24 protein-coding genes and 3 tRNA genes are annotated in these 24,991 nt (G+C 28.3%); 5 read left to right on the top strand and 22 right to left on the bottom strand.

What is annotated here, in order from left to right; all coding sequences use genetic code 11:
• Positions 1-91: 91 nt before the first annotated feature.
• Both AC5SML_RS03040 and AC5SML_RS03035 read left to right on the top strand, forming a co-directional pair.
• Positions 92-165: transfer RNA gene (locus AC5SML_RS03040), tRNA-Cys, on the top strand.
• A 51-nt stretch (positions 166-216) separates the two neighbouring features.
• Positions 217-292 (top strand) — tRNA-Asn (locus AC5SML_RS03035).
• 19 nt (positions 293-311) lie between these two features.
• Here AC5SML_RS03035 and AC5SML_RS03030 read toward each other — a convergent pair.
• From AC5SML_RS03030 to AC5SML_RS02975, 12 genes are all read right to left on the bottom strand, one after another.
• A complete protein-coding gene (locus AC5SML_RS03030; protein WP_494617577.1) occupies positions 312-923 on the bottom strand; it encodes a hypothetical protein in 612 nt (203 codons plus the stop codon).
• A gap of 50 nt (positions 924-973) precedes the next feature.
• On the bottom strand, positions 974-1,513 hold the full coding sequence (locus AC5SML_RS03025; protein WP_494617576.1) for a hypothetical protein: 540 nt from the start codon (positions 1,511-1,513) through the stop codon (positions 974-976).
• 30 nt (positions 1,514-1,543) lie between these two features.
• A complete protein-coding gene (locus AC5SML_RS03020; RefSeq protein ID WP_006996960.1) occupies positions 1,544-1,915 on the bottom strand; it encodes a helix-turn-helix domain-containing protein in 372 nt (123 codons plus the stop codon).
• A gap of 174 nt (positions 1,916-2,089) precedes the next feature.
• Positions 2,090-2,824, bottom strand: a complete 735-nt coding sequence (locus tag AC5SML_RS03015; RefSeq protein WP_494574323.1) for an amino acid ABC transporter ATP-binding protein — start codon at positions 2,822-2,824, stop codon at positions 2,090-2,092.
• Positions 2,825-2,827: 3 nt separating this feature from the next.
• On the bottom strand, positions 2,828-4,108 hold the full coding sequence (locus AC5SML_RS03010; protein WP_027306937.1) for an amino acid ABC transporter permease: 1,281 nt from the start codon (positions 4,106-4,108) through the stop codon (positions 2,828-2,830).
• Entirely contained in the window at positions 4,108-5,253 is a 1,146-nt protein-coding gene (locus AC5SML_RS03005) for an amino acid ABC transporter permease (protein ID WP_006996964.1), read from the bottom strand. Before AC5SML_RS03005 ends, AC5SML_RS03010 begins: the two co-directional genes overlap by 1 nt.
• Before the next feature lie 65 nt (positions 5,254-5,318).
• Positions 5,319-6,359: an amino acid ABC transporter substrate-binding protein gene (locus tag AC5SML_RS03000; RefSeq protein ID WP_011282064.1), complete on the bottom strand. Its 1,041-nt coding sequence runs from the start codon at positions 6,357-6,359 to the stop codon at positions 5,319-5,321.
• A gap of 170 nt (positions 6,360-6,529) precedes the next feature.
• Positions 6,530-6,606: transfer RNA gene (locus AC5SML_RS02995), tRNA-Arg, on the bottom strand.
• 31 nt (positions 6,607-6,637) lie between these two features.
• Positions 6,638-8,047, bottom strand: coding sequence for a TrkH family potassium uptake protein (locus tag AC5SML_RS02990; RefSeq protein WP_027306936.1), 1,410 nt, complete (start codon positions 8,045-8,047; stop codon positions 6,638-6,640).
• Positions 8,048-8,051: 4 nt separating this feature from the next.
• Positions 8,052-9,443 (bottom strand): Trk system potassium transporter TrkA, encoded by a 1,392-nt coding sequence (trkA, locus tag AC5SML_RS02985; protein ID WP_011282062.1) that lies wholly within the window; start codon positions 9,441-9,443, stop codon positions 8,052-8,054.
• Entirely contained in the window at positions 9,444-10,799 is a 1,356-nt protein-coding gene (locus AC5SML_RS02980) for a sigma-54-dependent transcriptional regulator (protein ID WP_494617574.1), read from the bottom strand. It abuts the gene before it with no gap.
• Positions 10,799-12,580: a sensor histidine kinase gene (locus tag AC5SML_RS02975; protein ID WP_494617572.1), complete on the bottom strand. Its 1,782-nt coding sequence runs from the start codon at positions 12,578-12,580 to the stop codon at positions 10,799-10,801. Before AC5SML_RS02975 ends, AC5SML_RS02980 begins: the two co-directional genes overlap by 1 nt.
• Before the next feature lie 33 nt (positions 12,581-12,613).
• On the opposite strand from AC5SML_RS02975, the gene ispD reads away from it, so the two are divergent.
• From ispD to AC5SML_RS02960, 3 genes are read left to right on the top strand one after another with little or no spacing between them, the layout of a single operon-like run.
• Positions 12,614-13,729, top strand: coding sequence for a 2-C-methyl-D-erythritol 4-phosphate cytidylyltransferase (gene ispD, locus AC5SML_RS02970; RefSeq protein WP_006996970.1), 1,116 nt, complete (start codon positions 12,614-12,616; stop codon positions 13,727-13,729).
• The gene (locus tag AC5SML_RS02965; protein ID WP_020169384.1) at positions 13,722-14,225 is read left to right on the top strand and encodes a phosphatidylglycerophosphatase A family protein; all 504 of its coding nucleotides are present in this window, start codon (positions 13,722-13,724) and stop codon (positions 14,223-14,225) included. The genes ispD and AC5SML_RS02965 overlap by 8 nt, the downstream gene beginning before the upstream one ends.
• On the top strand, positions 14,192-14,683 hold the full coding sequence (locus AC5SML_RS02960; RefSeq protein WP_494617570.1) for a CinA family protein: 492 nt from the start codon (positions 14,192-14,194) through the stop codon (positions 14,681-14,683). The genes AC5SML_RS02965 and AC5SML_RS02960 overlap by 34 nt, the downstream gene beginning before the upstream one ends.
• A 17-nt stretch (positions 14,684-14,700) precedes the next feature.
• Here AC5SML_RS02960 and AC5SML_RS02955 read toward each other — a convergent pair whose 3' ends face one another.
• The 10 genes from AC5SML_RS02955 to AC5SML_RS02910 all read right to left on the bottom strand — a co-directional run bounded on the left by AC5SML_RS02955 (position 14,701) and on the right by AC5SML_RS02910 (position 24,980).
• Positions 14,701-15,138, bottom strand: coding sequence for a type II toxin-antitoxin system RatA family toxin (locus AC5SML_RS02955; protein ID WP_006996973.1), 438 nt, complete (start codon positions 15,136-15,138; stop codon positions 14,701-14,703).
• The gene (gene lipA, locus AC5SML_RS02950) at positions 15,138-16,064 is read right to left on the bottom strand and encodes a lipoyl synthase (protein ID WP_018414093.1); all 927 of its coding nucleotides are present in this window, start codon (positions 16,062-16,064) and stop codon (positions 15,138-15,140) included. The genes AC5SML_RS02955 and lipA overlap by 1 nt, the downstream gene beginning before the upstream one ends.
• Positions 16,054-16,356 (bottom strand): FtsB family cell division protein, encoded by a 303-nt coding sequence (locus AC5SML_RS02945; RefSeq protein ID WP_006996975.1) that lies wholly within the window; start codon positions 16,354-16,356, stop codon positions 16,054-16,056. Before AC5SML_RS02945 ends, lipA begins: the two co-directional genes overlap by 11 nt.
• Positions 16,356-17,612 carry a phosphopyruvate hydratase gene (gene eno / locus AC5SML_RS02940; RefSeq protein WP_027306928.1) on the bottom strand — a complete coding sequence of 419 codons (1,257 nt, stop codon included), beginning with the start codon at positions 17,610-17,612 and terminating at the stop codon, positions 16,356-16,358. The genes AC5SML_RS02945 and eno overlap by 1 nt, the downstream gene beginning before the upstream one ends.
• Entirely contained in the window at positions 17,613-18,437 is an 825-nt protein-coding gene (kdsA, locus tag AC5SML_RS02935; protein WP_011282054.1) for a 3-deoxy-8-phosphooctulonate synthase, read from the bottom strand.
• Positions 18,434-20,050 (bottom strand): CTP synthase, encoded by a 1,617-nt coding sequence (pyrG, locus tag AC5SML_RS02930; RefSeq protein ID WP_011282053.1) that lies wholly within the window; start codon positions 20,048-20,050, stop codon positions 18,434-18,436. Before pyrG ends, kdsA begins: the two co-directional genes overlap by 4 nt.
• 87 nt (positions 20,051-20,137) lie before the next feature.
• Positions 20,138-20,758 (bottom strand): type IV pilin protein, encoded by a 621-nt coding sequence (locus tag AC5SML_RS02925; protein WP_494617568.1) that lies wholly within the window; start codon positions 20,756-20,758, stop codon positions 20,138-20,140.
• A gap of 78 nt (positions 20,759-20,836) precedes the next feature.
• Positions 20,837-22,939: a site-2 protease family protein gene (locus tag AC5SML_RS02920; protein ID WP_494574314.1), complete on the bottom strand. Its 2,103-nt coding sequence runs from the start codon at positions 22,937-22,939 to the stop codon at positions 20,837-20,839.
• Entirely contained in the window at positions 22,936-24,270 is a 1,335-nt protein-coding gene (locus AC5SML_RS02915; protein WP_006996984.1) for an efflux RND transporter periplasmic adaptor subunit, read from the bottom strand. The genes AC5SML_RS02920 and AC5SML_RS02915 overlap by 4 nt, the downstream gene beginning before the upstream one ends.
• Entirely contained in the window at positions 24,267-24,980 is a 714-nt protein-coding gene (locus AC5SML_RS02910; RefSeq protein WP_494617566.1) for an efflux RND transporter periplasmic adaptor subunit, read from the bottom strand. The genes AC5SML_RS02915 and AC5SML_RS02910 overlap by 4 nt, the downstream gene beginning before the upstream one ends.
• Positions 24,981-24,991: the final 11 nt, after the last annotated feature.

Below are 24,991 nucleotides of genomic sequence, written 5' to 3'. Positions count from 1 at the left end.
ACAATAATCATTTTGAAGGCTTATTTGGTAGACTAATTTTATATATTTAATATATAAAAGGCTCTCTATTTAATTTAAATTGAGAGGAGAGGGCATCGTGGCGGAATGGTTACGCAGAGGATTGCAAATCCTTGTATCCCAGTTCGATTCTGGGCGATGCCTCCAAAAAAAAATCTTGTTTTACTCTTAAAAAAAAGTAAGTTGTGTTTTTGATATTCCTCGGTAGCTCAGTTGGTAGAGCAGTTGACTGTTAATCAATTGGTCGCAGGTTCGAGTCCTGCCCGAGGAGCCAAAATCTTTATCTTTTAGATTTATCGAATTATACAATTGGGATTGAAACCAATTAGATCATCTATCCCATCAGGCGTATGCATTTTTCTTTTTCGTAAGTATATCGGATCATGTTCCAATTTTATACCTGTCACTATTTCCATAAGAGTGTCTATAGCTATAGCCATTTGATGTGTATGAGGTGTTGCTTTTTTTGGATCTGTAATTCTATTTCTCGCTAGACCATTAGGATTTTTTCTTTCTAAAAACTTTTCAGGATCAGTAATCGCTAAATTTACTACTTTTACTGAATTAAATAGTTTCTCATGTATATTTTTTGGAACATTAGCTCCCCATAATTCAGCAATATAAATATATCCTAGGGCAATATCAACTCCATATGAATGGTACCATTGCCCTCTGAGACCCCTGAAAGAGTTATCGTTAATGTATCCATCATCATAAAATAGTTTGTCTATTTGTTTTAATGTGTGATTAATTTCTTTAGCAGCAAGTTTTTTATCTTCTGTCCATGATGCATAAACTAATGTTGATAATCCTCCATTAGCCATTGCATAAAACCCTTTGTCATTTTTTTTAAATTGAATTGGTTTTAAGAACTTTTTGTACATTTTTTTAATGTAATTATTCACAATCTTAAACTCCTCTTTATTCAATTCAGATTTAAGCATTACTGCACTAATCATATAATTTCCAAACCATTGACCTGCAAATTCATATTCATGGTACCAACAAGGAGCTTTGGGGTTATTATCTTTCCAACACTTTCCTTTTTTTTTAATTCTTCATAACTTATGCTGTTATATAAAGTATTTGCCTTAGCTATTTCTAATAATAAACCTTTGGCTATATTGATGTTAGTTTGATTTTTATCACCAATAGCCATGTGGGTTCCTGCAATCATAACTTTTATAGGTTTCGTGATTGCTGCATGTTCTACCAAAATAGAATTACTATATTTCTCATGGTAAGCTGACCAATCAAAACCAACTACACTGTTAACGGTATCAATAGTTGATTTATTACTAAATGATTTATCCTTAGGAATTGCTGAACAAGTCTTAATTTCTTTAGTATAATATTTGCCTGGAAAATTAATGTCTTTAGATTTTACTTTTGCAAAAGCATTTCCACTTAATAATATAAATAATAAAAAAACTTTTAATAAACTTTTAATTACAAATATGAAATTATAAAAAATTTTTTTTAAAATGATTTTCAAAATTTATAGGGGTCATTAATTTAATAAAAATTAAACTGCTTTTGAAATCCCAATATTTGAAGACTGTAAAGATTTACTAAACTTTAACTTTTGATCGTTATTAAGTTCAGAATATAATTTAACTAAAAAATTATAATTTACATTCATGTGACCTTCTTGAGATCTTTCTAGATTTATTAAATATTCTGAAAAATCTTCAAAAAAATAATTTACTGGAACTTTTAAATAATTTGCTAATTGAAGAAGTCTTATTGAGCTAACTCCATTAGTTCCTTTTTCATATTTTTGAATTTGTTGAAATGTAACATTAATTGCTTTTGCTACTTTTGTTTGTGTGAGACCTAAAGCTAATCTTCTTAGCTTTAATTTGTTACCTAAATGTTTGTTGAAATTATCTTCCATTAAGACCCCTCTTAAAGTTTGTTTTTAAAAACATATTGAACTAATTTTTGACTGTTATCGCAACACAAAAATTTATTTATTTTATAAAGTTAAGTAGAAAATAACAAAATGTGTCAAGAACTTATAATATAAAATGAAAAAATAAAATTGTTGAACTATAAGCTTTAAAAAGACTTATAAAATTTGGCTTAAAAAAAGTTTAGTTCGATCATTTTTGGGATTAGCAAAAAAGTCTTTTGTTGTGGCCTTTTCAACTATCATACCCTCATCCATAAAAATCATTTGATCGGCTACCTCTTTAGCAAAGCCCATCTCATGAGTTACAACAATCATCGTCATACCTTGTTTTGCTAAATTAACCATAACATCTAGCACTTCTTTAATCATTTCAGGATCTAATGCTGATGTAGGCTCATCAAATAACATAATTTTAGGTTCCATACAAAGTGCTCTTGCAATGGCAACTCTTTGTTGCTGTCCGCCTGATAATTGACCTGGAAACTTTTGGGCTTGATCTAAAATTTGTACTTTTTCAAGGTGTTCTAATGCTAATTTTTCTGCTTCTTTTTTGGGCATTTTTTTTACCCAAATTGGAGCTAACGTACAATTATCTAAAATAGATAAATGAGGAAATAAATTAAATTGTTGAAAAACCATCCCAACTTCAGCTCTAACTTGTTCTATATTTTTTGTATCTTCTGAAATTTCAGTACCATCAACAATGATTGATCCTTTTTGATGCTCTTCTAGTCTATTAATACATCTAATTAGTGTAGATTTTCCAGATCCAGATGGTCCACACACAACGATTTTTTCTTTAGGTTTAACTTCAAGATTTATTTCTTTTAATACTTGAAAATCCCCAAACCACTTGTTTACATTTTGAATTTGAATAATTGAATCTGACATAATTTATCTATCTGTTTTATATTTTAATTCTAATTTCTGGCTATATTTACTCATACTATAACAAATAATCCAGAATATTATTCCAGCAAATACGTATCCTTCCATCGAAAATCCTAGCCATTCGGGATTAGTTTTAGCTAAATTTAACATACCAACTACCTCTAAAAGACCTACTACAAAAATTAGTGGTGTATCTTTTACAAGTGCTAAGAATGTATTCGCAATTCCTGGAATTACTAATTTTAAAGCTTGTGGAAGAATAACAAAGATATGAAGTTTCCAGTAACCCATCCCAAGTGACTTAGCTGCATCATATTGGCCTCTTGGAAGAGCTTGTAATCCTCCCCTTATAACTTCAGCTGTATAAGCTGCTTCAAATAAAGTAATTGCTACAACAACTCTAATTAGTTTATCTACATATGTTCCATCAGGTAAAAACATTGGAAACATTACAGCTGACATAAATAAAACTGTAATTAAAGGAACACCTCTCCAAAATTCAATGAATGAAAGAGATGAATATTTAACAACAGGTAAATCAGATCTTCTACCAAGAGCCAGCATCATGCCAATTGGAAAACAAAAAATTAATGAGAAAAAAGAAACTATAAAAGTTAAAGATAAGCCACCCCACGCACCTGTTTCAACCCACTCTAGTCCAAAAGAACCTCCTGAAATCAAATAGTAGATTAAGATAAAAGAAATAATTGGTAATATAAGGGTGTAATAAAGAGAAAGATAATTTCTAAATTTAGCAGGTACAAAAAATCCAGCTGCCATAAAGACTAATACAGTAATAAATGTAATATTAATTCTCCATTGTTCTGCATTAGGATACATTCCATACATAAATCTATTAAACCAAACTTTGATATAAACCCAACAAGCACCACCACCTGTACACGCTTCTTTAGTGTCACCAGAAATATTAGCATCAAAAATGAACCAATTTAATAATGGAGGAAGTGAAAATATTATAAGAAAAATAATACACAAACTTAAAGCTGCGTTAAAATTACTTGGGTTAATATTTTTATTAAGGCTATCTAAAATTTTAATACCTGAAAATTCAATTCTAATAAAATGAAGACCAATTACCCCAAAGATTAAGGGAGTAAAAAAGTTAATAAACCTAGGTAAGAAAGAGGTAATATTTGTACCAAAGAAATTATTTAAACAAAAATCAAAAATACCTAAGAAAAAAAATAAAATTCCAATAATAAGAGAAGTATTTCTATTTATTTGAATTTTAGCTTTTGGTAAATCAAGATTTTTTGAATTCATTATTTTTCCTTTATCGCTATTCTTTGGTTGTACCAATTCATTAGTAATGAAATTGCTATACTAATAGTTAAATATGTGGCCATTGTAATACCAACAATTTCAATTGCTTTTCCTGTTTGCATCATAGCAGTACCCGCAAAAACTAAAACTAGATCTGGATAAGCAATTGCTGCTGCTAAAGAAGAGTTTTTGGTTAAATTTAAATATTGATTAGTAGTAGGTGGTATAATTATTCTTAACGCTTGAGGCATAATTACTAATTTCAAAACTTGGCTTGGTGTTAAACCAATTGATGCAGCAGCTTCTTTTTGCCCTTTGCCAATACCTTGAATACCTGCTCTTACATTCTCTGCAATAAAAGTTGCCGTATAGAGAGTTAAGGCTAAAGTTAACGCAATTAGTTCAGGTGGTATACCCATACCCCCATCAAATGTGTAAGAAGATTGTGACATTTTTCTTAATTCTGGAAAGCTAAAAGATAAATCAACACCACCTACTAAAAATGTTAACAGTGGTAGACCTATAAAAATAGCTAATGAGACAATTAATACAGGCAACTGTTTTCCCTCTTGTTCTTGTTTCTTTTTTGCAAATTTGACAAAAAAGAAAATTAAAATCATTGCAGCAATTAACGTTGTAAAAAAAATATCGAAATTTGTCCAAATTGGAGCTGGTGTATAAAGTCCCTTTATGGTCATAAAAGATGAACCTAATAATAATGTAGCATCTTGAGGCATTGGCAGAGCTCTTAGGGCTGCAAAATACCAAAAGAAAATCTGTAATAATAATGGAACATTTCTAAAGAATTCTATGTAAAAAGAAGCAGTTTTTCTAATCAAATAATTTGGGGATAATCTTGCAACACCAACAATAAGACCCAATAATGTAGCTAAAATAATTCCAATGAAAGCTACTAAGAGTGTATTTAATAATCCAACAAGATATGCTCTTGCATAAGAGTGTGACCCATCATAATCAATTAAAGAAAATTGTATATCAAATGATGCCTCTTGGGTTAAAAAACCAAAACCAAACTGAATACCTCTTGTATCCATGTTCTCTTGAGCATTCATGGTAAAGAAACCAAATATTAAAACTATAAATAATAATGTTAATAGTTGAGGTAAGATTTTTTTTAATTTCATGTGATGAGTATTATAAAAAAAGGGCTAGATAAATCTAGCCCTTTTTATGTTTTGTTAGATAATAATTATCTTGCTGGTGGTACGTATAGTAGTCCACCTTTAGTCCAAATTTGGTTTGGACCTCTGTCAGGTAAAATACCAGTATCAGCGATATTTCTCTTGTAGCTTTCTCCATAATTACCAACTTGTTTGATAATTCTTAAGCTCCAATCGTTATCTAAACCAAATGCTGCACCTAATTCACCTTCAGAACCAACAAGTCTTTTGATTTGTGGGTTTTCAGAAGTTTTCATCATGTCAGCGTTTGCAGAGTTAATACCGTACTCTTCAGCTTCGATCATTACGTTTAGAGACCATCTTACGATGTCTTCCCAAACTGCATCACCTTGACGTACAACAGGTCCTAGAGGCTCTTTAGAAATAGTCTCTGGTAACACTACGTGATCATCAGGGTTAGTCATTTTTGTTCTTTGTGCTGCTAGACCAGATTTGTCAGTTGTGTAAGTATCACATCTACCTGAGTCATAAGCTGCAACAACTTCATCAGCTTTTTCGAAAGCTACTGGCTCATAAGAAATTCCTTTTGAATTAAAGAAGTCTCTCATGTTTAGTTCAGTTGTAGTACCAATGTTAGTACATGCTGAAATTCCATTTTTGAATTGGCTCGTAGAAGTAATTCCTGAGTCTTTTCTTACCATGAAACCTTGGCCATCGTAGAAGTTAACTCCAACGAATGTTAAACCAATGTCAGCATCTCTAGAAAGTGTCCAAGTTGTGTTTCTTGATAAGATATCAATCTCACCAGAAGTTAGAGCTGTGAATCTTTCTTTAGCACTTAGTGGAGTGAACTTAACTTTGTTCGCATCACCTAATACTGCAGCAGCAACCGCTCTACATACATCAACGTCAACACCAGTCCAATTTCCAGCAGCATCAGCATTTGAAAATCCAGGTAGACCTTGAGATACACCACATCTTACGAAACCTTTTTTCTGAGTGTTCTTAAGAGTTTTTGACTTCTTAGCGGCCATTGTTTCTGTTGTAAAAGTAAACAGAACTGCAACCATAGCAACTAGAGAAGTTAATTGTTTTACGTATTTAAACATATTTTATTCCTCTGTTTTATTTATTTATTTGTTAACAAATAATTCAAAATGATTTGAATTAAGTGAGATGTTTAACATTTTATAACTAGCATCAAAATAAAAATTTTGTTTTTAGAATTATTCTAACAATATGTGGTGCTACATTAAGAACAATGTGTCACATATAGTGATGGTGCGCTCTGGTGGACTCGAACCACCGACCCTCGGTTTAGAAAACCGATGCTCTATCCAGCTGAGCTAAGAGCGCAAATTAATATTAGTATATTTATAGTACGAATTTAATTTTTAAAAAGAAATTTTTTACAAATAATTAATAAAGTTAGAAGCTCTAGTCTACCAATAATCATAAATAAAATTAGATAATACTTAGTGATAAAATGTAGATCATAAAAACTAAAATCAGCCAACCCAAACATTGAGGAGTTTACTGTATTCATTATGGTTAATATTGAGAGTTTAAAAGAGCTTTCAAAATCAATTCCGCTTAAAGTTAATAAAAATGTTAAAATTAATAAAGAAATTATAAAAACTATTACAGATAAAAAATATTTATAAATTTCATCTAATTTGAATGTATCTTTTGAAAACAAGTGTTTATTTATGTAAATATTTTTAGGTCTACTGTAAGAAAGAATTTCGTTAATTGAATATTTAAATAAAGAATAGATTTTTAAAAACCTAATACCAGAACTTGTCGAAAAAAAAGATCCTCCAATAATAACAAGTATTAGAAAAACAAAAGATAAATTACTAGAAGAATTATTAAGAGAAAAACCTACATTAGAAATACTACTTGTTAAGGATAAAAATAACTCACTAAAATTATTTTCAAAATTTAAAAATACAAAAAAAATAATCAACAAAAATAAGAAATAAAACAACAGATGAATATCTTCATTAAAGAAATTAAGATTATGGTTTTTTGTAAAGATTAAATTGTAAATTAAAAAAATACTAAAAAAGGAAGATAGTAATAAAATTGATATAATTATAACTTGAGAATTATTGACCAATAAATTAGACAAATTATTAGATGGTAAAAAACCACCTGATGAAATTATGGTCATTGCTAAATTTAGAGAATTAAATAACCTAATATCAAATAAACTTAAAATTATAAAAATTGAAAGTGTAATTAATGAATAAAATAAAAAAATTTTGAATGCTTGTTTGAATGTTTCAGATTTATTAAAAGATAAAAAATTAGTTAAAGATTTTTTAAAACTATGATCAAAAATATCAATTAAAAGTATTATAGAAAATAAAAAATAAAGACCCCCTATCCATTGAGATGCAGATCTCCATAATATTAAGCTTTGATCAATATGATTAATATTATCAAAAATAGTAAAACCTGTTGAGGTGAATCCAGAAATTGACTCGAAGAAAGCGTTAACAAAAGTTAAATTATAAATACTAAAATAAAAAGGTATAGAAATAACTAGTGGTAATAAAAAATAACCAAGAAGTATTGTTAATATTTTATCATATATAGTTATTTTTTTTTCATCATTATTTTTTGAATAATAAAATAATATTGTTAAAAGAATAGATACTATAAATGTAAATATATAAGTATTTAGATTTAGATAGAGGTTTAGATAGTAAGAGTAAGTGATATTAAAAAAAGCTAAAATTGAAACTATTCCAAAAAAAACACTCAAGTAAATGAGTTTAAAGTATTTCATTAAATTAAATAGAGCTTATACGAAACATGTTTTCTACAACATGTAAGAAATCTTTATTAGCCAAAAGAACAACAATATCCTCTTTTTTAAATACAAAATTTGATCTAGGAATAATTACTTCTTCACCTCTTAAAACTGCACCTATTCTTATTTCATCTGGTAAGTTAGAATTTTTTAACTCTTTATTTACTAACTCTGAAGTTTCAATAATTTCAGCTTCAATAATCTCATATTCACCATTCAAAATACTATAAGCATTTTCAATAGTGCCTTTATGAATGTGTTTTAAGATACTTGATACAGTATTCATTCTAGGATCAATAAAATCATCAATTTTTAAAGAAGATTGTAAAAGAGAATAATTAGGCTTGTTAATTAAAGCCATAGTTCTTTTGTCACTTAATTCATCATTGTCTTTAGCAAATTTTTCAACCAATACACTTATCATTAAATTATCTTCGTCGTCATTTGTCAGAGCCAAAACAGTTTGAACCTCTTCTAAATTTGCCTCCAATAAAACTTCTTCATCTAAAGCATCTCCATTTATAACAATTGTGTTATTTAATTGACTTGCAATAAGTTCTGCTCTTTCCTTATCTTTTTCTATTATCTTAACTCTTGCTGAATCAAAACTTTCTTCTAAATTTTTTGCTAAGTTAAATCCTATATTTCCTCCTCCAATTATTAAAATTTTATTAGAAATTTTTTCTGTATGACCAAAGGCTGCTAAGGTTTCATTCATTTGTGAGGCATTAATTACAACATAAGCTTTATCTTCTTTAAGCATTACATCCGTTTTTTTTAATAAAACAAATTTTTCATCTCTAATTACTCCCATTATATTAGAATTAAGTTTTGGAAATTTTTTTGTAAGTTCATTAAGTTTGATATCTTTTATTGGACAATTTTCATCTATCAAAATCTCAAGCAATCTAATTTTATTATTAGCAAAAGGAACATTATCTAGTGAACCAGGGGCTTCTAGTTTTCTTTGAAGTGACTTTGCTATCTCAATCTCAGGTGAGATAATAACATCTATTGGTAAATTTTCTTTATTATAAACTTTTGTAAATTTTGGATTTAAATAATCTTGTGATCTGATCCTTGCTATTTTTTTTGGAACATTAAATATTGAAAATGCAATTTGACATATCAACATGTTAATTTCATCATTACGAGTTACTGCGATAATCATATCAGCTTCGGTTGCGTTTGCCTTTTCCAAGATTGATGGATAAGTAGCTTTGCCCACAATAGACTTTACATCTAGTGTGTCATCAATCTTTTGTATATCTTCACTGGATTGATCAATTATGGTTATTGAGTGTCCTTGCTCACTTAAAATTTTTGCTATAGTAAAGCCCACTCTACCAGCTCCACAAATTATAATATTCATTTAGTTTAATTCCTTGATCCCTAAACCTTTAAGCTTTCTATGTAAGGCAGATCTTTCCATTCCAATAAAATCAGCAGTTTTTGATATATTGCCATTAAATTTTTTTAATTGTGTAGTTAAATACTCTTTTTCAAAATTTTCTCTAGCTTCTTTTAATGGTATAGATAAAGAGTTTTCTGATGGTATATTTCTAATATCAGGTGTTTTTAGGGATTCTTTAATAATATTTGAAATTTTATCATTATTATCAGGCGAAAGTATTGCTATTCTCTCTATTAAGTTTCTTAATTCTCTAACATTTCCTGGCCAATCATAATTGAGTAAATATTTATTATTTGTATCAATACTTAGTTTTTTTAAATTATAATTTGTTGAAATTTTTTCAGAAAAATATTCAACTAACAAAGGTATATCTGAAACCCTGTCTTTTAAAGGGTCGATGTTAATTTCAAATACATTAAGTCGATGATATAAGTCCTCTCTAAAATTACCATTTTCTATTTCTTTTTTTATATCTTTACTTGACGAGCATATAATTCTTACATCAACGTTAATATCATGGCTGCCATTAATTCTTCTAAATTTTTGATCAATTAAAACTCTTAAAATTTTAGATTGAGTATCGAGTGGGATTTCAGAAATTTCATCTATTAAAAGTATACCCTTTGTTGATTTCTCTAAAGCGCCATAAGTTATTGAGCCATTATCTTTTTCTTCGCCAAATAATTCTAATTCATATTTTTTAATATCAAGTAATGCACCATTCAAAATAACAAAAGGACCCTTCTGTCTTTTGGATTCTTTATGTATTTTTCTTGCTATCAATTCTTTACCTGAGCCAGTAGGTCCATTGATAAAAATTCTACTTTCAGAAACTGATATTTTATCTATTTGATCTTTTATTTTTTTAATATTGTCACTAACACCAATTAGTTCATAAGAATAAAAAAGTTTACTTTCAAATTCTTTATTCTTATTTTTAAGATTTATGTTTTCAACAGCTCTATTAACAAAGTTTAATAATCTCTCTTGATTAAAGGGTTTTTCAATAAATTCAAAAGCACCAGCTTTTAAAGCTTTGATTGCCATTTCAACATTCGCATGCCCTGTAATTATTATAACTGGAATATTTTTATCCTTAGTTTTGATGTGTGATAACAGCTCTAAACCATCATTGTCACTTTTATCTAACTTAACATCTATTATTGCAACATCTGGGAGTTTTTTATCAATCTCATTTAATGCTTGATTATAGTTTGCAGCTAATCTTGTTTTGTAACCAGCTTCAATTATTAGGTCATTAATAATGTTTCTAATATCTGCATTATCATCAATAATTAATATTTCAGTACTCATTATTTTGTAAATGTAATTTCAATTTTTGCACCCATTTCAAGTGATATAAAATTTATTTTACCATTATGATCATTTATTATTTTATTAACAATAGATAAACCTAAGCCCGTACCTTTTTTTTTAGTTGTAAAATAAGGATTTAGAATGTCTTTTATATTGTTTTTAAATATTCCAAATCCTAATCCATTATCGATAATTATGAAGTTAATTATTTCCTCATTCTCATTTATAGAGATATCGATTTTTCCATTAAAATTAACATTATCAATTTTCTTATCCTGTATACTTTCAATAGAATTTTTAATTAAATTGAAGAAAACTCTGCTTAATTGTTCACTATCAGAGTTTAAAAGAATTTTAGATTTACTTGATTTAAAATCAATTATGATTTCATTATCTAATTCATTTATTAATTTAACATTATCTTTTATCAAAGAAACTAGGTTGTTATTTTTGAGAATTGGTTTTGGCATTCTTGCAAAATCTGAAAATTCATTAACTAAATTTTCAATTTGTTTAATTTGCTTTCCAATAATCAATAAACTTTTGGAAAAATCTTCTTTTTCATGATCTGCTATTTTTTCAGAATATTTATTTTTCAATTTATCGATAGTTAATTGAATAGGTGTGAGTGGATTTTTAATTTCATGAGCTAATTTTCTAGCTAAATTTTCCCAGGCTTCGTGTCTTTCTTTTGTTATAATTTTTTCTTGTTGTGATTTTAATTTATCTATCATTAAATTAAAATTTTGATTTAAAATCTCCATGTCTTTATCAGTTTTAATTTCTGGTACTTTAATATCTAGATTCCCTTTTCCAATATTAGAGGATGCAACAATTAAATTATTAATAGACCTAAAAAATCTTGATGAAAATCTTATAGCTATTGAAATGGATAAAAATAATAATAATGAAACTATAACAAGATAAATAAATACAAATGATATCTTAATTCCAGTTTGTTTATTTAAAACTGTGTAGTAAAAATTAAGAGCTTCTTGAGATTCTAATAAATATTGAGAAATTTTTTTATCTAAATACTTTACTATATATAAATACTTACCTTCAAAGTTTTCAAGCTTTATAATAGATGCTGTTTGATTTTTATAAGCATTAATAATCTTAAGTGGTCTTTTATCATTTTGGACCATTTCTAAAGCATCACTTAAAGGAGGTGTATATAAAGTAGTATCTTCTAAAGTTGATAAATATAAATTTCCATTACCTTCAATAATATGAACTTCATCCATACCTCTAATTAGTTTTTGAGTTTTAAGAAAACTTTTAAATTGATTAATATTTGTATTTAAAAAATTGATACTTTTGTTTAAATCAAATGCTATTAAAATTATTTCTGATTGTGTTTTTGTTCTAACTTCCTCAGTATAGCTTTTTGCAATTTCATAAGAATTATTAACAGCTGTTGTTATTTTTTTATCTAAATATTTATCAAGAGCAAATGAAAGGAGAAATAATGAAAATAAAGAAATTAAAATCGAAGGAATTAAAGTAAATAATGCAAAGAATGTTATGTATTTTCTATTGGCCTTAGAGCCACTTACATCAACATCTATCTTTAAAGAATTTCTTACTTCTGAAAATATCATAAAAAAAAGAAGTATTAACAATGCAATATTTCCAATTAATAATAGTTGGAGATTGTCATCAGATAATTTTAAAAAACTTTTATCAATAAACGTTAAAAAAGTTATAAAACCTATGAATAAAGTAATTAAAAATACTACAATGATGAATATATTTTTTTTAATAAAATCAATCATTTTGAACAATATAATGTGTTATATATTTTTATCATGAATAGTTGCTTTATAATACTTGCTGGAGGTGAAAGTAAAAGATTTAATTCAAATACTCCAAAACCCTACACAAATTATAAAGGTAAACCTTTATTATTGCATTCAATTGATAAAGCTAAAGTTTTTAATAAATTTAATAAAATTGTTCTGGTAGTAAATAAAAAACACAAAAATTTTATCAAGAAACTTAATATTAAAAACATCAAAATTATCACAGGTGGAAAAACAAGAGCAGAGTCTGCTTATAATGCCTTAAAAAGTATTAAAGAAAATAATTTTAAAAATGTAATAATTCATGATGCTGCAAGACCAAATTTTTCTTTAAAACTTTTAAATAAATTAATGAATGAATTAAAATCAAATGATTGTGTAATTCCTGCAATTCAAACTGCAGATACAGTTAAGCAGAAAATATCAAATAATGTTAAAAATTTAAAAAGAGAAAATATTTACTTAATCCAAACACCTCAAGCTTTTAACTATAAAAAACTTTATTCACTTCAAAATAACAAAAGTAAGGAAGTTACTGATGATGCTAACTTATTTGTAAGAGCTGGTAAAAAAATAAAGATTATAAAGGGCGAAACTACTAATAATAAAATTACAATAAATTCAGATATTAAATTTAATAATTTAATAAAATTTGGAATAGGTTTTGATGTTCATAGGTTGGTTCCTAATAAGAAGCTTTACATAGGTGGAATTAAGATACCCTCACCTATTGGTACATTAGGTCATTCAGATGGAGATCCTGTGTTACACGCTGTAACAGATGCTATACTTGGAGCTTGCTCTATGGGTGATATTGGTGAAAAATTCTCTGATAAGAATAAGAAATTTAAAAATATCAGATCTACAATTCTGTTAAGTGAAATAATCAAGCAAACTGTAAAAAAAGGTTATCTAATAAATAATCTTGATATTAATATCATTACTCAAAAACCTAAAATTCAAAAATATAAAAAACAAATATTAAACTGTATTGCAAAAATTTGTAATATCTCTCCCACTCAAATTAATATAAAAGGTAAAACAACTGAAAAGTTAGGTGTAATTGGTAAAGAAAAAGCTATAGCTTGTGAAGTTATAGCCTCAGTTATTAAAAATGATTAATTCCTTCAACTCATTATTAGTTACTATGTTTGGTCTTGGTAAAATTAAATATATGCCTGGAACATTTGGGTCACTGGCGACTGTAATTATTCTTTATTATCTATTTCACACTTTAAATATTTCACCAAATATAATTTTATTTGGATTGATAATAATATTTATTTACTCATTTTATGCTGTTTCAAGTTATATAGAAAATAGTGAAAATAAGGATCCTGGTGAAATAATAATTGATGAATTTTTAGGTCAATCAATTCCTATATATCTTTATGAGATATCACATGGAACAACAAAAGATGGTGGTGAAGCTATTGTTTATTATGCTCTATTTTTTATTCTTTTTAGATATTTTGATATCATGAAGCCATTTCCTGTAAACTTTTTTGATAAAAACTTTAAGAATAGTTTTGGTGTAATTATGGATGATATCTGTGCTGGTTTTTATGTGGTTCTAACCCTTGTATGTTTCATGATTTTAAAGAGCTACATTTTATAATGAAAAATATTGTAAAAAAATTAATCAAAAAAAAACTTAAAATATCTTTTGCCGAGTCATGCACGGGAGGGTTGTTAGCTGCATCTATTACTTCTATTAGTGGTGCATCTAAAGTATTCAACATAGGTCTTATTACCTATTCTAATCAAGCAAAAATCAATATTTTAAAAGTAAATAAAAATATTATTAAGAAATATGGTGCTGTTAGTGCTGAATGTTGTGAGGCTATGGTTAAAAATTTAACAAAGATTTCTAAAGCTCAAATAAATGTATCTGTCACTGGAATTGCAGGTCCTAATGGCGCAACTAAAAACAAACCCATCGGATTAGTCTATATAGGAGTAAAAAGATCCAATAAATTGTTGATAACAAAAAATATTTTTAAACAAAAAACAAGAAGCTCAATTCAAAAAGCTTCAGTTAAAAGGGCCTTGGATATTGTTAGCTCTTTAATTTGAGCAGTTTTTTAAATTTTTTATACAGTTTCAGCTCTTTTTTGAAAAGCATCAGCAATTTTATTTAAACCAAATTCAAAAGATTTTTCCATTAACAAATTTAAAAACTTATTTTTAATTTCAAAATCAACATCAAAATAAACCTCAGTGATGTTATTATTTTCTATAAATTTCCAATTATTTTGTAAATGTTTTAGTGGTCCATCTAAATTAGTAACATTAATCGTGTCATCTTTTTTATTAAATCTAACGTCACTTTTATAAGTATCGCTAAAAGGACCCTTTCCAATTGTTAAATCTGCTATGATTAAAATTTGATTATTTTCATCTTTTCTATCGTAGACTTTTGAGTCTAGGCAAAAAGGGATGAATTCTGGATATTTTTCGATATCCAAAACAAACTCAATAAGTTTATTTTTTTTTTTATTTATACTTCTTTTAACTGATGCCTTAGGCATTAATGATTATTAATTCTATTTTGTTGAAGTTTAGCGAAATCTTCATCTGCATGATATGAAGATCTAGTTAAAGGTGTCGATGAAACTAATAAAAATCCTTTTGATTTTGCAATAGTTTCTAACTCTTTAAATTCATCTGGATGGTAATAACGATCTAAAGGGTGATGTCTTACAGAGGGTTGCAAGTATTGACCAACAGTTAAAAAATCTACATCAGCTGCTTTTAGATCATCCATCACTTGAATGATCTCCTCTTTATTTTCACCTAATCCAACCATTAATCCTGATTTTGTGAAAACATTTTTATTAACTAATTTTGCATTCTTTAAGAGTTCTAATGATGAAAAATATCTAGAGCCTGGTCTTACTTTTAAATAAAGTCTAGGCACAGTTTCAATGTTATGATTAAAAACATCAGGATTAGCTTCTAGTACTTTTTTATAAGCATCTCCTTTTCTTAGAAAATCAGGTGTTAAAACTTCAATTGATGTATTAGGATTTTTTTTTCTTGTTTGATCAATTACCTCAAAAAAATGATTTGATCCTCCATCGTCGAGATCATCTCTATCAACGGAAGTGATTACGACATGTTTTAAATTTAATTTTTTTACGGCTTCAGCTATTTTAACGGGTTCTAATGAGTCTAGTTTTCCTGGCTTGCCTGTTTTTACATCACAAAAAGCACATGCTCTTGTGCAAGTATCACCCATTATCATAAATGTTGCATGTCTTTTGCTCCAACATTCTGTGATATTTGGACAGTTAGCTTCCTGACATACCGTTACTAAATTATTATTATTAACAATTGTTTTTGTTAGAAAAAACTCTTTACTATTAACAAGTTTAGATCTTATCCAATCAGGTTTTTTTTTGATTGGATTTAAAGGTTTGTTAACTTTTTCTGGATGTCTTGGCTTAGTTGTCATTCTTTTTAATTATATAAAGGGTCTCTCCTTCTTTGCCAAACATAAATTTTTCTCTAATTAAGGTTTCAACATAATCTAGGTCTAATTTAGTACTTAATAGAGAGTTTTTAAATTCAAGCTCTTTGATTTTATTAGATAAATTAGCTTCTTCAATTTTTAAATTAACTAAAATTTCTTTTTTTTTAAAATAAGAAAAAAGACCTCTTTCACCATCTAGAAGGTTAAAGAAAAAATAAAGTATTAAAAAAGTAGAGATTAATAAAAAATAATTTTTTTTTAATTTCCCCAGCATTAATGAATTTTACTCATTGATGCTTTTTTTCCAAGCTCTTCTTCTATACGTAATAATTGATTATATTTTGCAACACGTTCTGATCTAGCTAAAGATCCAGTTTTTATTTGATTTGAATTTGTACCTACAGCCAGGTCTGCTATAAAAGTGTCTTCGCTATCTCCAGATCTATGAGAAATTATTGTTTTATATCCAATAATTTGTGCAAACTTTATAACTTCAAGTGTTTCAGATACCGTACCAATTTGATTGAGTTTAATTAATATAGAGTTTGAAGAATTATTTAAAAAGCCTTTTTTAAGTCTTTCTAAATTAGTTACATACAAATCATCTCCAACTATTTGCACATTATTAGTATTTTTCATTAATTTACTCCATGCCATCCAATCATTTTCTCCAAATGGATCTTCAATAGATTTAATTTTGTATTTATTTATTATTTTCTTATATTCTTTAATAGATTGATCTACCGAAACAAATTTTTTTGAATGAATAGAATACTTATCTTTCTTCATTAATTCATTTGCCGCTACATCTAAGCAAATCGAAACATCTTTGCCATTTTTAAAACCAGACTTATTAATTGCAGCAACAACTAAATCTAAAGCTTTTTCATTATTACTAATCATTGGAGCAAAGCCCCCCTCATCTCCTACAGATGTTGACAACCCTTTCTTTATAATTAGCTTTTTTAAGTTATTAATTACAACAAAGCATATTCTCATAGCTTCTGAAAAACTCTTAGCTTTATCGGGTCTAATCATGAACTCTTGAATTCTTAATCCGTTATTAGCATGTGCTCCACCATTAATAATATTCATTAATGGATATGGTAATTTATAATTATTTTTTACTAAAAAAGTTTTATACAGTGGGACATTCTTAATCTTTGCTGAAAGCTTTTTAGCAGCCATTGATACAGCTAAAATTGCATTAGCACCTAAATTTGTTTTTTGCCTAGTACCATCAAGATTAATTAAGATTGTATCAATACGTGTTTGATCATGAATATTTGTACCTATTAATTTTTTTGAAATTTTCGTATTAACTAAATTGACTGTACCTAAAACACTTTTACCTAAATATTTTTTATTGTTATCGTCTCTTTTTTCAAATGCTTCATAAGTTCCGGTTGAAGCACCCGATGGACAAATGGCAGACGCACTTAATTTTTTTGAATAAACTTCAGCTTCAATTGTGGGGTTTCCTCTACTATCAAAAACTTGACGAGCTTTAATCTTTAAAATCTTACTCATTTATTTTTTAATCAGATTATCTATTTCAAATAATTGAGATAATAATTTTTCTAATTTATCTAATGGAACCATGTTAGGTCCATCAGATGGAGCATTATCTGGGTCTTGATGTGTTTCAATAAAAACACCCGCAACACCTACAGCAACCGCAGCTCTTGCTAAGTACTCAACAAACTCTCTTTGACCACCACTAGTCTCGCCTAGGCCTCCAGGTTGTTGAACTGAATGTGTGGCATCAAAAATAACAGGATAACCATTTTTTGCCATTATGGGTAGAGATCTCATGTCAGAGACAAGAGTATTATAACCAAAGCTTGCTCCTCTTTCTGTAACTAAAATGTTATTATTGCCCGAGTCTGAAATTTTTTTTGTAACATTAACCATATCCCATGGTGCTAGGAATTGACCTTTTTTAACATTTATAATTTTATTCGTTTTTGCAGCAGCGATTAACAGATCCGTTTGCCTACATAGAAATGCAGGTATTTGCAAAATATCAACATGATCTTTTAATAATGAACATTGTTCTGCGTTATGAATGTCGGTTAAAATTGGAACGTTGAGTTCTTTTTTAATTTTATCAAATACGGGAAGGGAAGCTTCTAAACCGGCCCCTCTTTGCCCTTTTAAACTGGTTCTATTCGCTTTATCAAATGAAGTTTTATAGATAAATCCAAGACCTAATTTTTTTGTAATTTCTTGAATTTTACCTGCCATGTCCATTGCATGTTGTTCAGTTTCAAGCTGACAAGGTCCAGCAATAATACAAATCTTATTATCGTTTGAAATTTCTATATTTCCGCAATTAACTTTTTTACTACTCATTTATGATTTTTAGCTGCCTTGATAAATGAAGAGAATAAAGGATGAGGAGCTAAAGGTCTAGATTTAAATTCAGGGTGAAACTGAACCCCTATAAACCATGGGTGATTTTTTAACTCTATAATCTCAGGTAACTTATTATCAGGCGATAACCCTGAAAAAATCATCCCTTTTTTTTCAAATTTATCTTTAAAAGCAATATTGACTTCATATCTATGTCTGTGTCTCTCTTTAATTAATTTGGATTTATAAATTTTACTGATTTTTGAATTATCTTTTAGTTTTGCATCATAAGAACCCAGTCTCATTGTGCCTCCTAAATCTTTATCGGTTCCTTTAATCTTTTTACCATCTTTGGTCCATTCATTGATTAATCCAATAATAGGTAATCCTTTTTTATCAAACTCACTTGAGGTAGCATTTTTTAAATTCAATTGATTTCTTGCAAATTCAATGATGGCCATTTGCATTCCATAACAAATTCCAAGGAATGGAATTTTATTTAGTCTGGCGTGTTTGATAGCTTCAATTTTTCCATCTGTGCCTCTTTTACCAAATCCACCGGGAATTAATATGCCTGAAATATTTTTAAGCTTCTTCTTAATTTCAGAAATTTTTAATTTTTCAGAATCTATTCTAACTAAATTGACTTTAACTTTATTATCAATTCCTCCATGGGTTAATGCTTCATCTAAAGATTTATAAGCATCTTTTAACTCCACGTATTTTCCAATGATTGCAATATTAACTTGTTTTTTATTATGTAAAATTATTTTAGTTATTTTTTTCCAAGGATTTAAGTTTGCAGGTTTTTTTGATTTTAATTTAAAATAATTTAAAACTTGCAAATCTAATTTTTCTTTAAAAAAGCTCATTGGAGCTTCATAAATAGTTCTTACATCTACTGTCTCAATAACATTTTTAATATCCACATTACAAAATAATGATATTTTTTTTCTATGATCTAATGGAATAGGTCTTTCCGATCTACAAATGATGATATCTGGTTGAATACCTATACTTCTTAATTCTTTAACTGAGTGTTGGGTTGGTTTTGTTTTTATTTCATCCGATGCTTTTAAGTAAGGAACTAAGGTTAAATGAATGAATAATGCATTTTTTTTACCCACATCATTTGCAAATTGTCTAATCGCCTCTACAAATGGCAGGCTTTCTATATCCCCTACTATTCCACCTATTTCACAAATAACAAAATCTTCTTTGGATGAATCGTGTTTGATAAATTGTTTTATACGATCAGTAATATGTGGAATAACTTGGACAGTTTTTCCTAAATATTCTCCTTTTCTTTCTTTTCTAAGAACATCGCTATAAATTTTTCCTGTTGTAATATTATCTGATTTTTTTGCAGACACTCCTGAAAATCTTTCATAGTGACCTAAATCTAAATCTGTTTCAGCTCCATCATCGGTTACAAAAACTTCTCCATGTTGAAATGGGCTCATAGTTCCTGGATCCACATTTAAATACGGATCTAGTTTTCTAATTCTAACTTTGTAACCTCTTGATTGTAATAGATAAGCTAATGATGCTGAAGAGAGACCTTTACCAAGGGAAGAAACCACACCGCCGGTGACAAAGATATATCGCGCCATGGTAGTATCTTATAGACATTAAATATGAAAATGGAAAGAAGTATTTTATGTTAATTATTTATCCATTTTAAGAAAACATATAAATTTTCAATAGATATCAAATTCGTATTCTATCACTTTATCACGACATTTAGTTATTAGATACAGTTGTCCCTCTGACTGCCAATTATTGCTTAATTCATTTCCACTACTATCTCTTTTTAGAAGAGATACACTACCTCTCATATCATATCTATCTCCATCATAAATTTCCCTCCTTGCAGTACCACCAGAAACAGCACCAGAACCAGTGTAGGGATTAGTCATCGTTTTAAGTGTTGTTCTTGAACCTATATTTGAGTCTGGTTTTCTATGACTATCTTGACTAGAAATATCTCTTACAGTAAGACTGACTAATTGTTCAGTTGTCGTGTACCCCCACTGAGAAGCAACTGACATGCCGTTATAGAACATAGTATCACAATCAAATTCCCAAGATTGTTCATTATTCCACAAAAAATTAATTGTTGGGTTAAGCTCACACCACATTATATTTTCATAAACAGATTTAACTATGGTTCTAAAATTACCTTTGCAAGCTGATTCTTTAGCCCCAGCTGTATACCCATTATAAGCAACAACCCCGACAGATGATAAAATACCAATGATGGCAACTACCACTAATAATTCAATTAAGGTAAAACCTTTTTTATTATTTATAACTTTCATTTTTAAAATTTATAATCGATTTGATGTATCTTTTTATATCAAAAGACGTCCATTTTAGGTTTAATAAACTAATGATATTTAAAAACCACTTTCTCTTACAAGAATAGCAATAATATTTTTAAACAATTTTGTAAAAGGGCTGTATCGACTCCCTTCAATATGAACATAACCAGGTAATTCGAATTGAATTTTACTACGTTTCGCAAGTTTGAAGTCTGCAATATAATGTGCTGTTTGTGGACGATATTGAAATTTTCCTCCTGTAAAATTTCTTATAGCAACTGGACCATTATGAATTGAGCTTAATGAAATGTAAGGAAGATTATTAACAGCAGATAAATCTAGTGATTTTGAAACTAAATAAACTTTATCATGAATTCCATCGTTTGGAATAAAGACAGCTGGGTTTTTTTCTAAAAATCGATCTATTTGTTCTTCTTTAATAAATCCTTTTACTTTTCCAGTACCGAATTGAACAATACCTAAAAGTTGATCTAAATTACTAACCCACATATCTTCAGATAAATTATAAAAATCTTTTATCTTTCCTTTAATGGGTGCTTTAATTAAAAGCTTATTTTGAACTTTTGTAAGACCAGATAATTCTGTTTGTAGAGCAATTAATCTTTGTTGTAACGTTAAGTATTGATCCATATTTCCTGCTGAATTACTTAATCGATTAATCTTTGTCTTGATTAGTTTTATATTTCTTCTTAATGAAATAATTTCATTCTCTAAATCAGGCGAATAAAGTTCAATTAGATTTTGTCCTTTTTCAACTTCATCATCTTTTTCAACTAATATTCTTTTAATCATTGAAGGATAAGGTGCGTAAATTTTTAAATACTGCTCAGAAATATATACTGCAGGTATTTTTAAAGATGACTTCCAGGGTAAGAATAAAACCATTAATAAAGCAGTAATAATGATTAAAGTTCTTTTGGTTTGTTTGTTAAATTTTATTTCAGATTTTAATTTGTACCAATTATTCACTTCACGAATTACCGGTAACATAATGAACCAATAAATTTCAACCGCAAACAGTATGATTCCTAAAAATTTAAATGCTAGGTGATAAACTAAAAGTGCAATACCTAAAAATAGAAAAAATCGATACAGCCATGTCGCCCAAGCATAAACGATAAAAGTCCATCTTCTTGAGGGGTTAATTTCTTCTGGAGGACTATGATTAAGACCAAATAAAGTTTCCCTTATTTTCCACCTTGCAAGAGCAAATGAACGAGGTTGTAAATTTTCAGCTTTTAACCAATCGGAAAAAACATAGTAGCCATCAAATCTCATGAAAGGACTTACATTAATTGTTAAGGATGAAATCCATGATGTTGTTGCAATGAAAAAGGCTGCACTTTTAAATCCACCCTCAGGTAAAATTCCCCAAATAAAAGTTGCAAATAACGCTAGATGTAATTCTGTAAGTATACCACCAAAGTTTATTAATAATCTTTCTTTGTGATTTCTAAGTCTCCAGGCATCAGTTGTATCGGTATATAAAAATGGAAAAAAAACTAAAAAAGCTATTCCAATCGCAGATACTCTGCAACCATAGTGTTTTGCAATATAAGCATGTCCTAACTCATGAAGACATTTTACAAAAACTAAAGTTAAGAAATAAAGCATTAACCCTTGAAAAGAAAAGAAATAAAGAAAAGTGCTTTTAAAGGTTTCAAATTGTTGAGCGACTAAAAATAAACCAACAAAACCAAAGAAGTAAGTAATATTTCTAAATCGTTTTGAACCAAAATATTTTACATATTTTAAAGTTTTAGAAAGCCAATTGTCTGGTTTAAATAATGGAATTTTAAAAAATAGATAACTGTGTATTAAATATAATAACCAGCTCTTCTTCATGCTATTTTTTTGTTGTAGTAAATAGCTAACGTTTTGACCGGAAGGTTGGACAATTAAATTATTTTGGTGAAGAAAACTAATAAAACTTTTTATTTCATCTTCACTGGTTTCAATTCCTGATGAATTAATTTTCTTTTCAAAGTTTTTAATATCTTCACCTCCACTCCAGTTTTTAATAAGTTTAAAAGCAGTTAAACCAAGTGTGAAGTATTTATTTCGAATTGCATCATACAAAAGCCATGCGGGCGAACCATCTTCACGGCTATTACCACGAAAAACTTCTAAATCTTGTCTTAGATAAGGAACGATCATATTCCTATTAATTGTCTTACAAAAGTAATTGGTTTTCTAAGAACATAATAGAATAGAAAAACTCTTGAACCATAAACTTTAGCCGTTCCTCTCAATCCTATTCTTGGAGGTTTTTTTCCCTCAAAACTAGCTCCTAATTTATAAGATAATATTTCTTCAGGAGACAAAGAAGGTTCGTAAGAAGATCTTAAAAGTTTTCCTTTTAACGAGCTAATTGGATTAATGTCTAAAAAGACTTTAACTTTAGAATTTTCTTTAATCACTAACGAGTCTTTAACCGGCAACCATATCAAAAACTCAACTTCATCAGGATTTGCAACAGTCATAATTTTTTCACCCACTGCAACGGGTCGTCCTTGCCAATCATTTTTTTGATCTACAATTGCAATTCCTTTTTGTTTTGCAAATAATTTTGTATTTTTTAGCTTTTCTTGTGCTGATGCTACTTCTACTTTTTTTAATTCAACTTGTGCCACTAATTCTGCTAATCGAGCTTTTTCCTCATTATTCGTAAAGGATGATTGTCTGCTTCGAAGAAGTTCTTTTTGAGCTACTTGAAGGGATTGGTTTGTAATATTTAAATTATTCTTAAGTTCGATATCTTCTAATAAAACCAATAAATCACCTTGCTTAATTTTATCGTTATTACTTGCTACAATATTTTTAACCACCCCATCAAATGGTGAAGTAACTAAGCTTGGATTTTTTGCTATAACCTCAACTGGAGCCGTACTGGTTATTCGAATAGGTAAAATTAAAATTATAAAAATAGCTGCATAAATTTTCCATGATTTTTTTCCAGTTAAATATTTTTTATAATGATTTTTAATTGAAAAATCTTTTAAGAACGAATTAAAAGCATGACCATAAGTTGAAGACAAATGTCCGGCAAGTTCAATTTCGTTTTCAGAAAATTTTTCACTTCTTACTAATAATAAATAACCTTGTAGGCCTTTTTGAGGTGAAATAATTGGAATAAATAAAATGTTTTCGGGTAAATTTTTTGGTTTCTCAGAATTAATATTTTTAGCAATTTTGTCTAATTCTAAATTTTGAATTTCTTTATCACTTAACGATTTATCGTTGTTCACAAAGTTTTCTATAAAAGTAAGTAAAGGTGACGTTCTATCAACTGTAGCTAAATCAGAGGTTGCTTTAATATTAAATTTATCCGCTGGTGTTTTTAATAATAAAAACGCACTGATATAATCGATAATTTGTCTTGTCTCATTTGCGATTACAAAATGTAGTTCGTCTTGAGATCTTGCTTCTCTTGCTTTTTTTTCTAAACCAAATAACCGAGCAACTTTTATGTTTTTATCTTCACTCAAAATTTAACGATCCCACTCATTCCAGGTATTAATGAATCGTATTTTTCATTAAACTGTGCTTTTAATTCTATTGTTTGACTAATTGCATCCACTGTAGCTCCTAAACTAATAACGGTTGCATCTAACGTTTCTCCAGTTTCATCAATAATGATTTTTACGTTATGTCCTTTTTTTAACCATTTAAGCCAATTACTTGGAGCAACAATTTCAGCTTCTAATAATCCATCGCCAACAATGTCCATTAAGGGTTCTCTTTGTTCTATACTGGTAAAAATAGTTGTATAAACATCCATCACTTTTCCATCATAAGGAGCAATGATTTCACATCGATCCACATTTAAAGTTGCAATACTCAATTCTGCTTTAGCCTTTTCATAATTTGAAACTGTTAATTGGTATTGAAGTTTACCAATTGATCTTAGTTCTAATAATTCTTTATCATTTTCTAATTGTATTCTTGCACTCTCATGTTCGGCTTTAATTACATCTTTTTGTGCTTTATAAATTTCACAATCAAAACTAATCAGCACATCCCCTTCTTTAAAGGCATCCCCTAATAAAAAATTAATACTTTGAACTCTTGCAGCAATTTCACTGGAAATGGAAACTTTCTCCGTTGCGCTCACTAAACCTCGAGCTTCCCTTTCTTCAGAATGAACAGGGTTTAAAAATGATAAATAAATGAATAATATAAATAGTAATTGTTTCATGAGGCTAAGTT

The sequence above is a fragment of the Candidatus Pelagibacter sp. PS_17 genome (assembly GCF_059417945.1).
The sequence above is the reverse complement of the archived record's forward strand: the minus strand, read 5'-3'. Positions and strand labels throughout refer to the sequence as shown.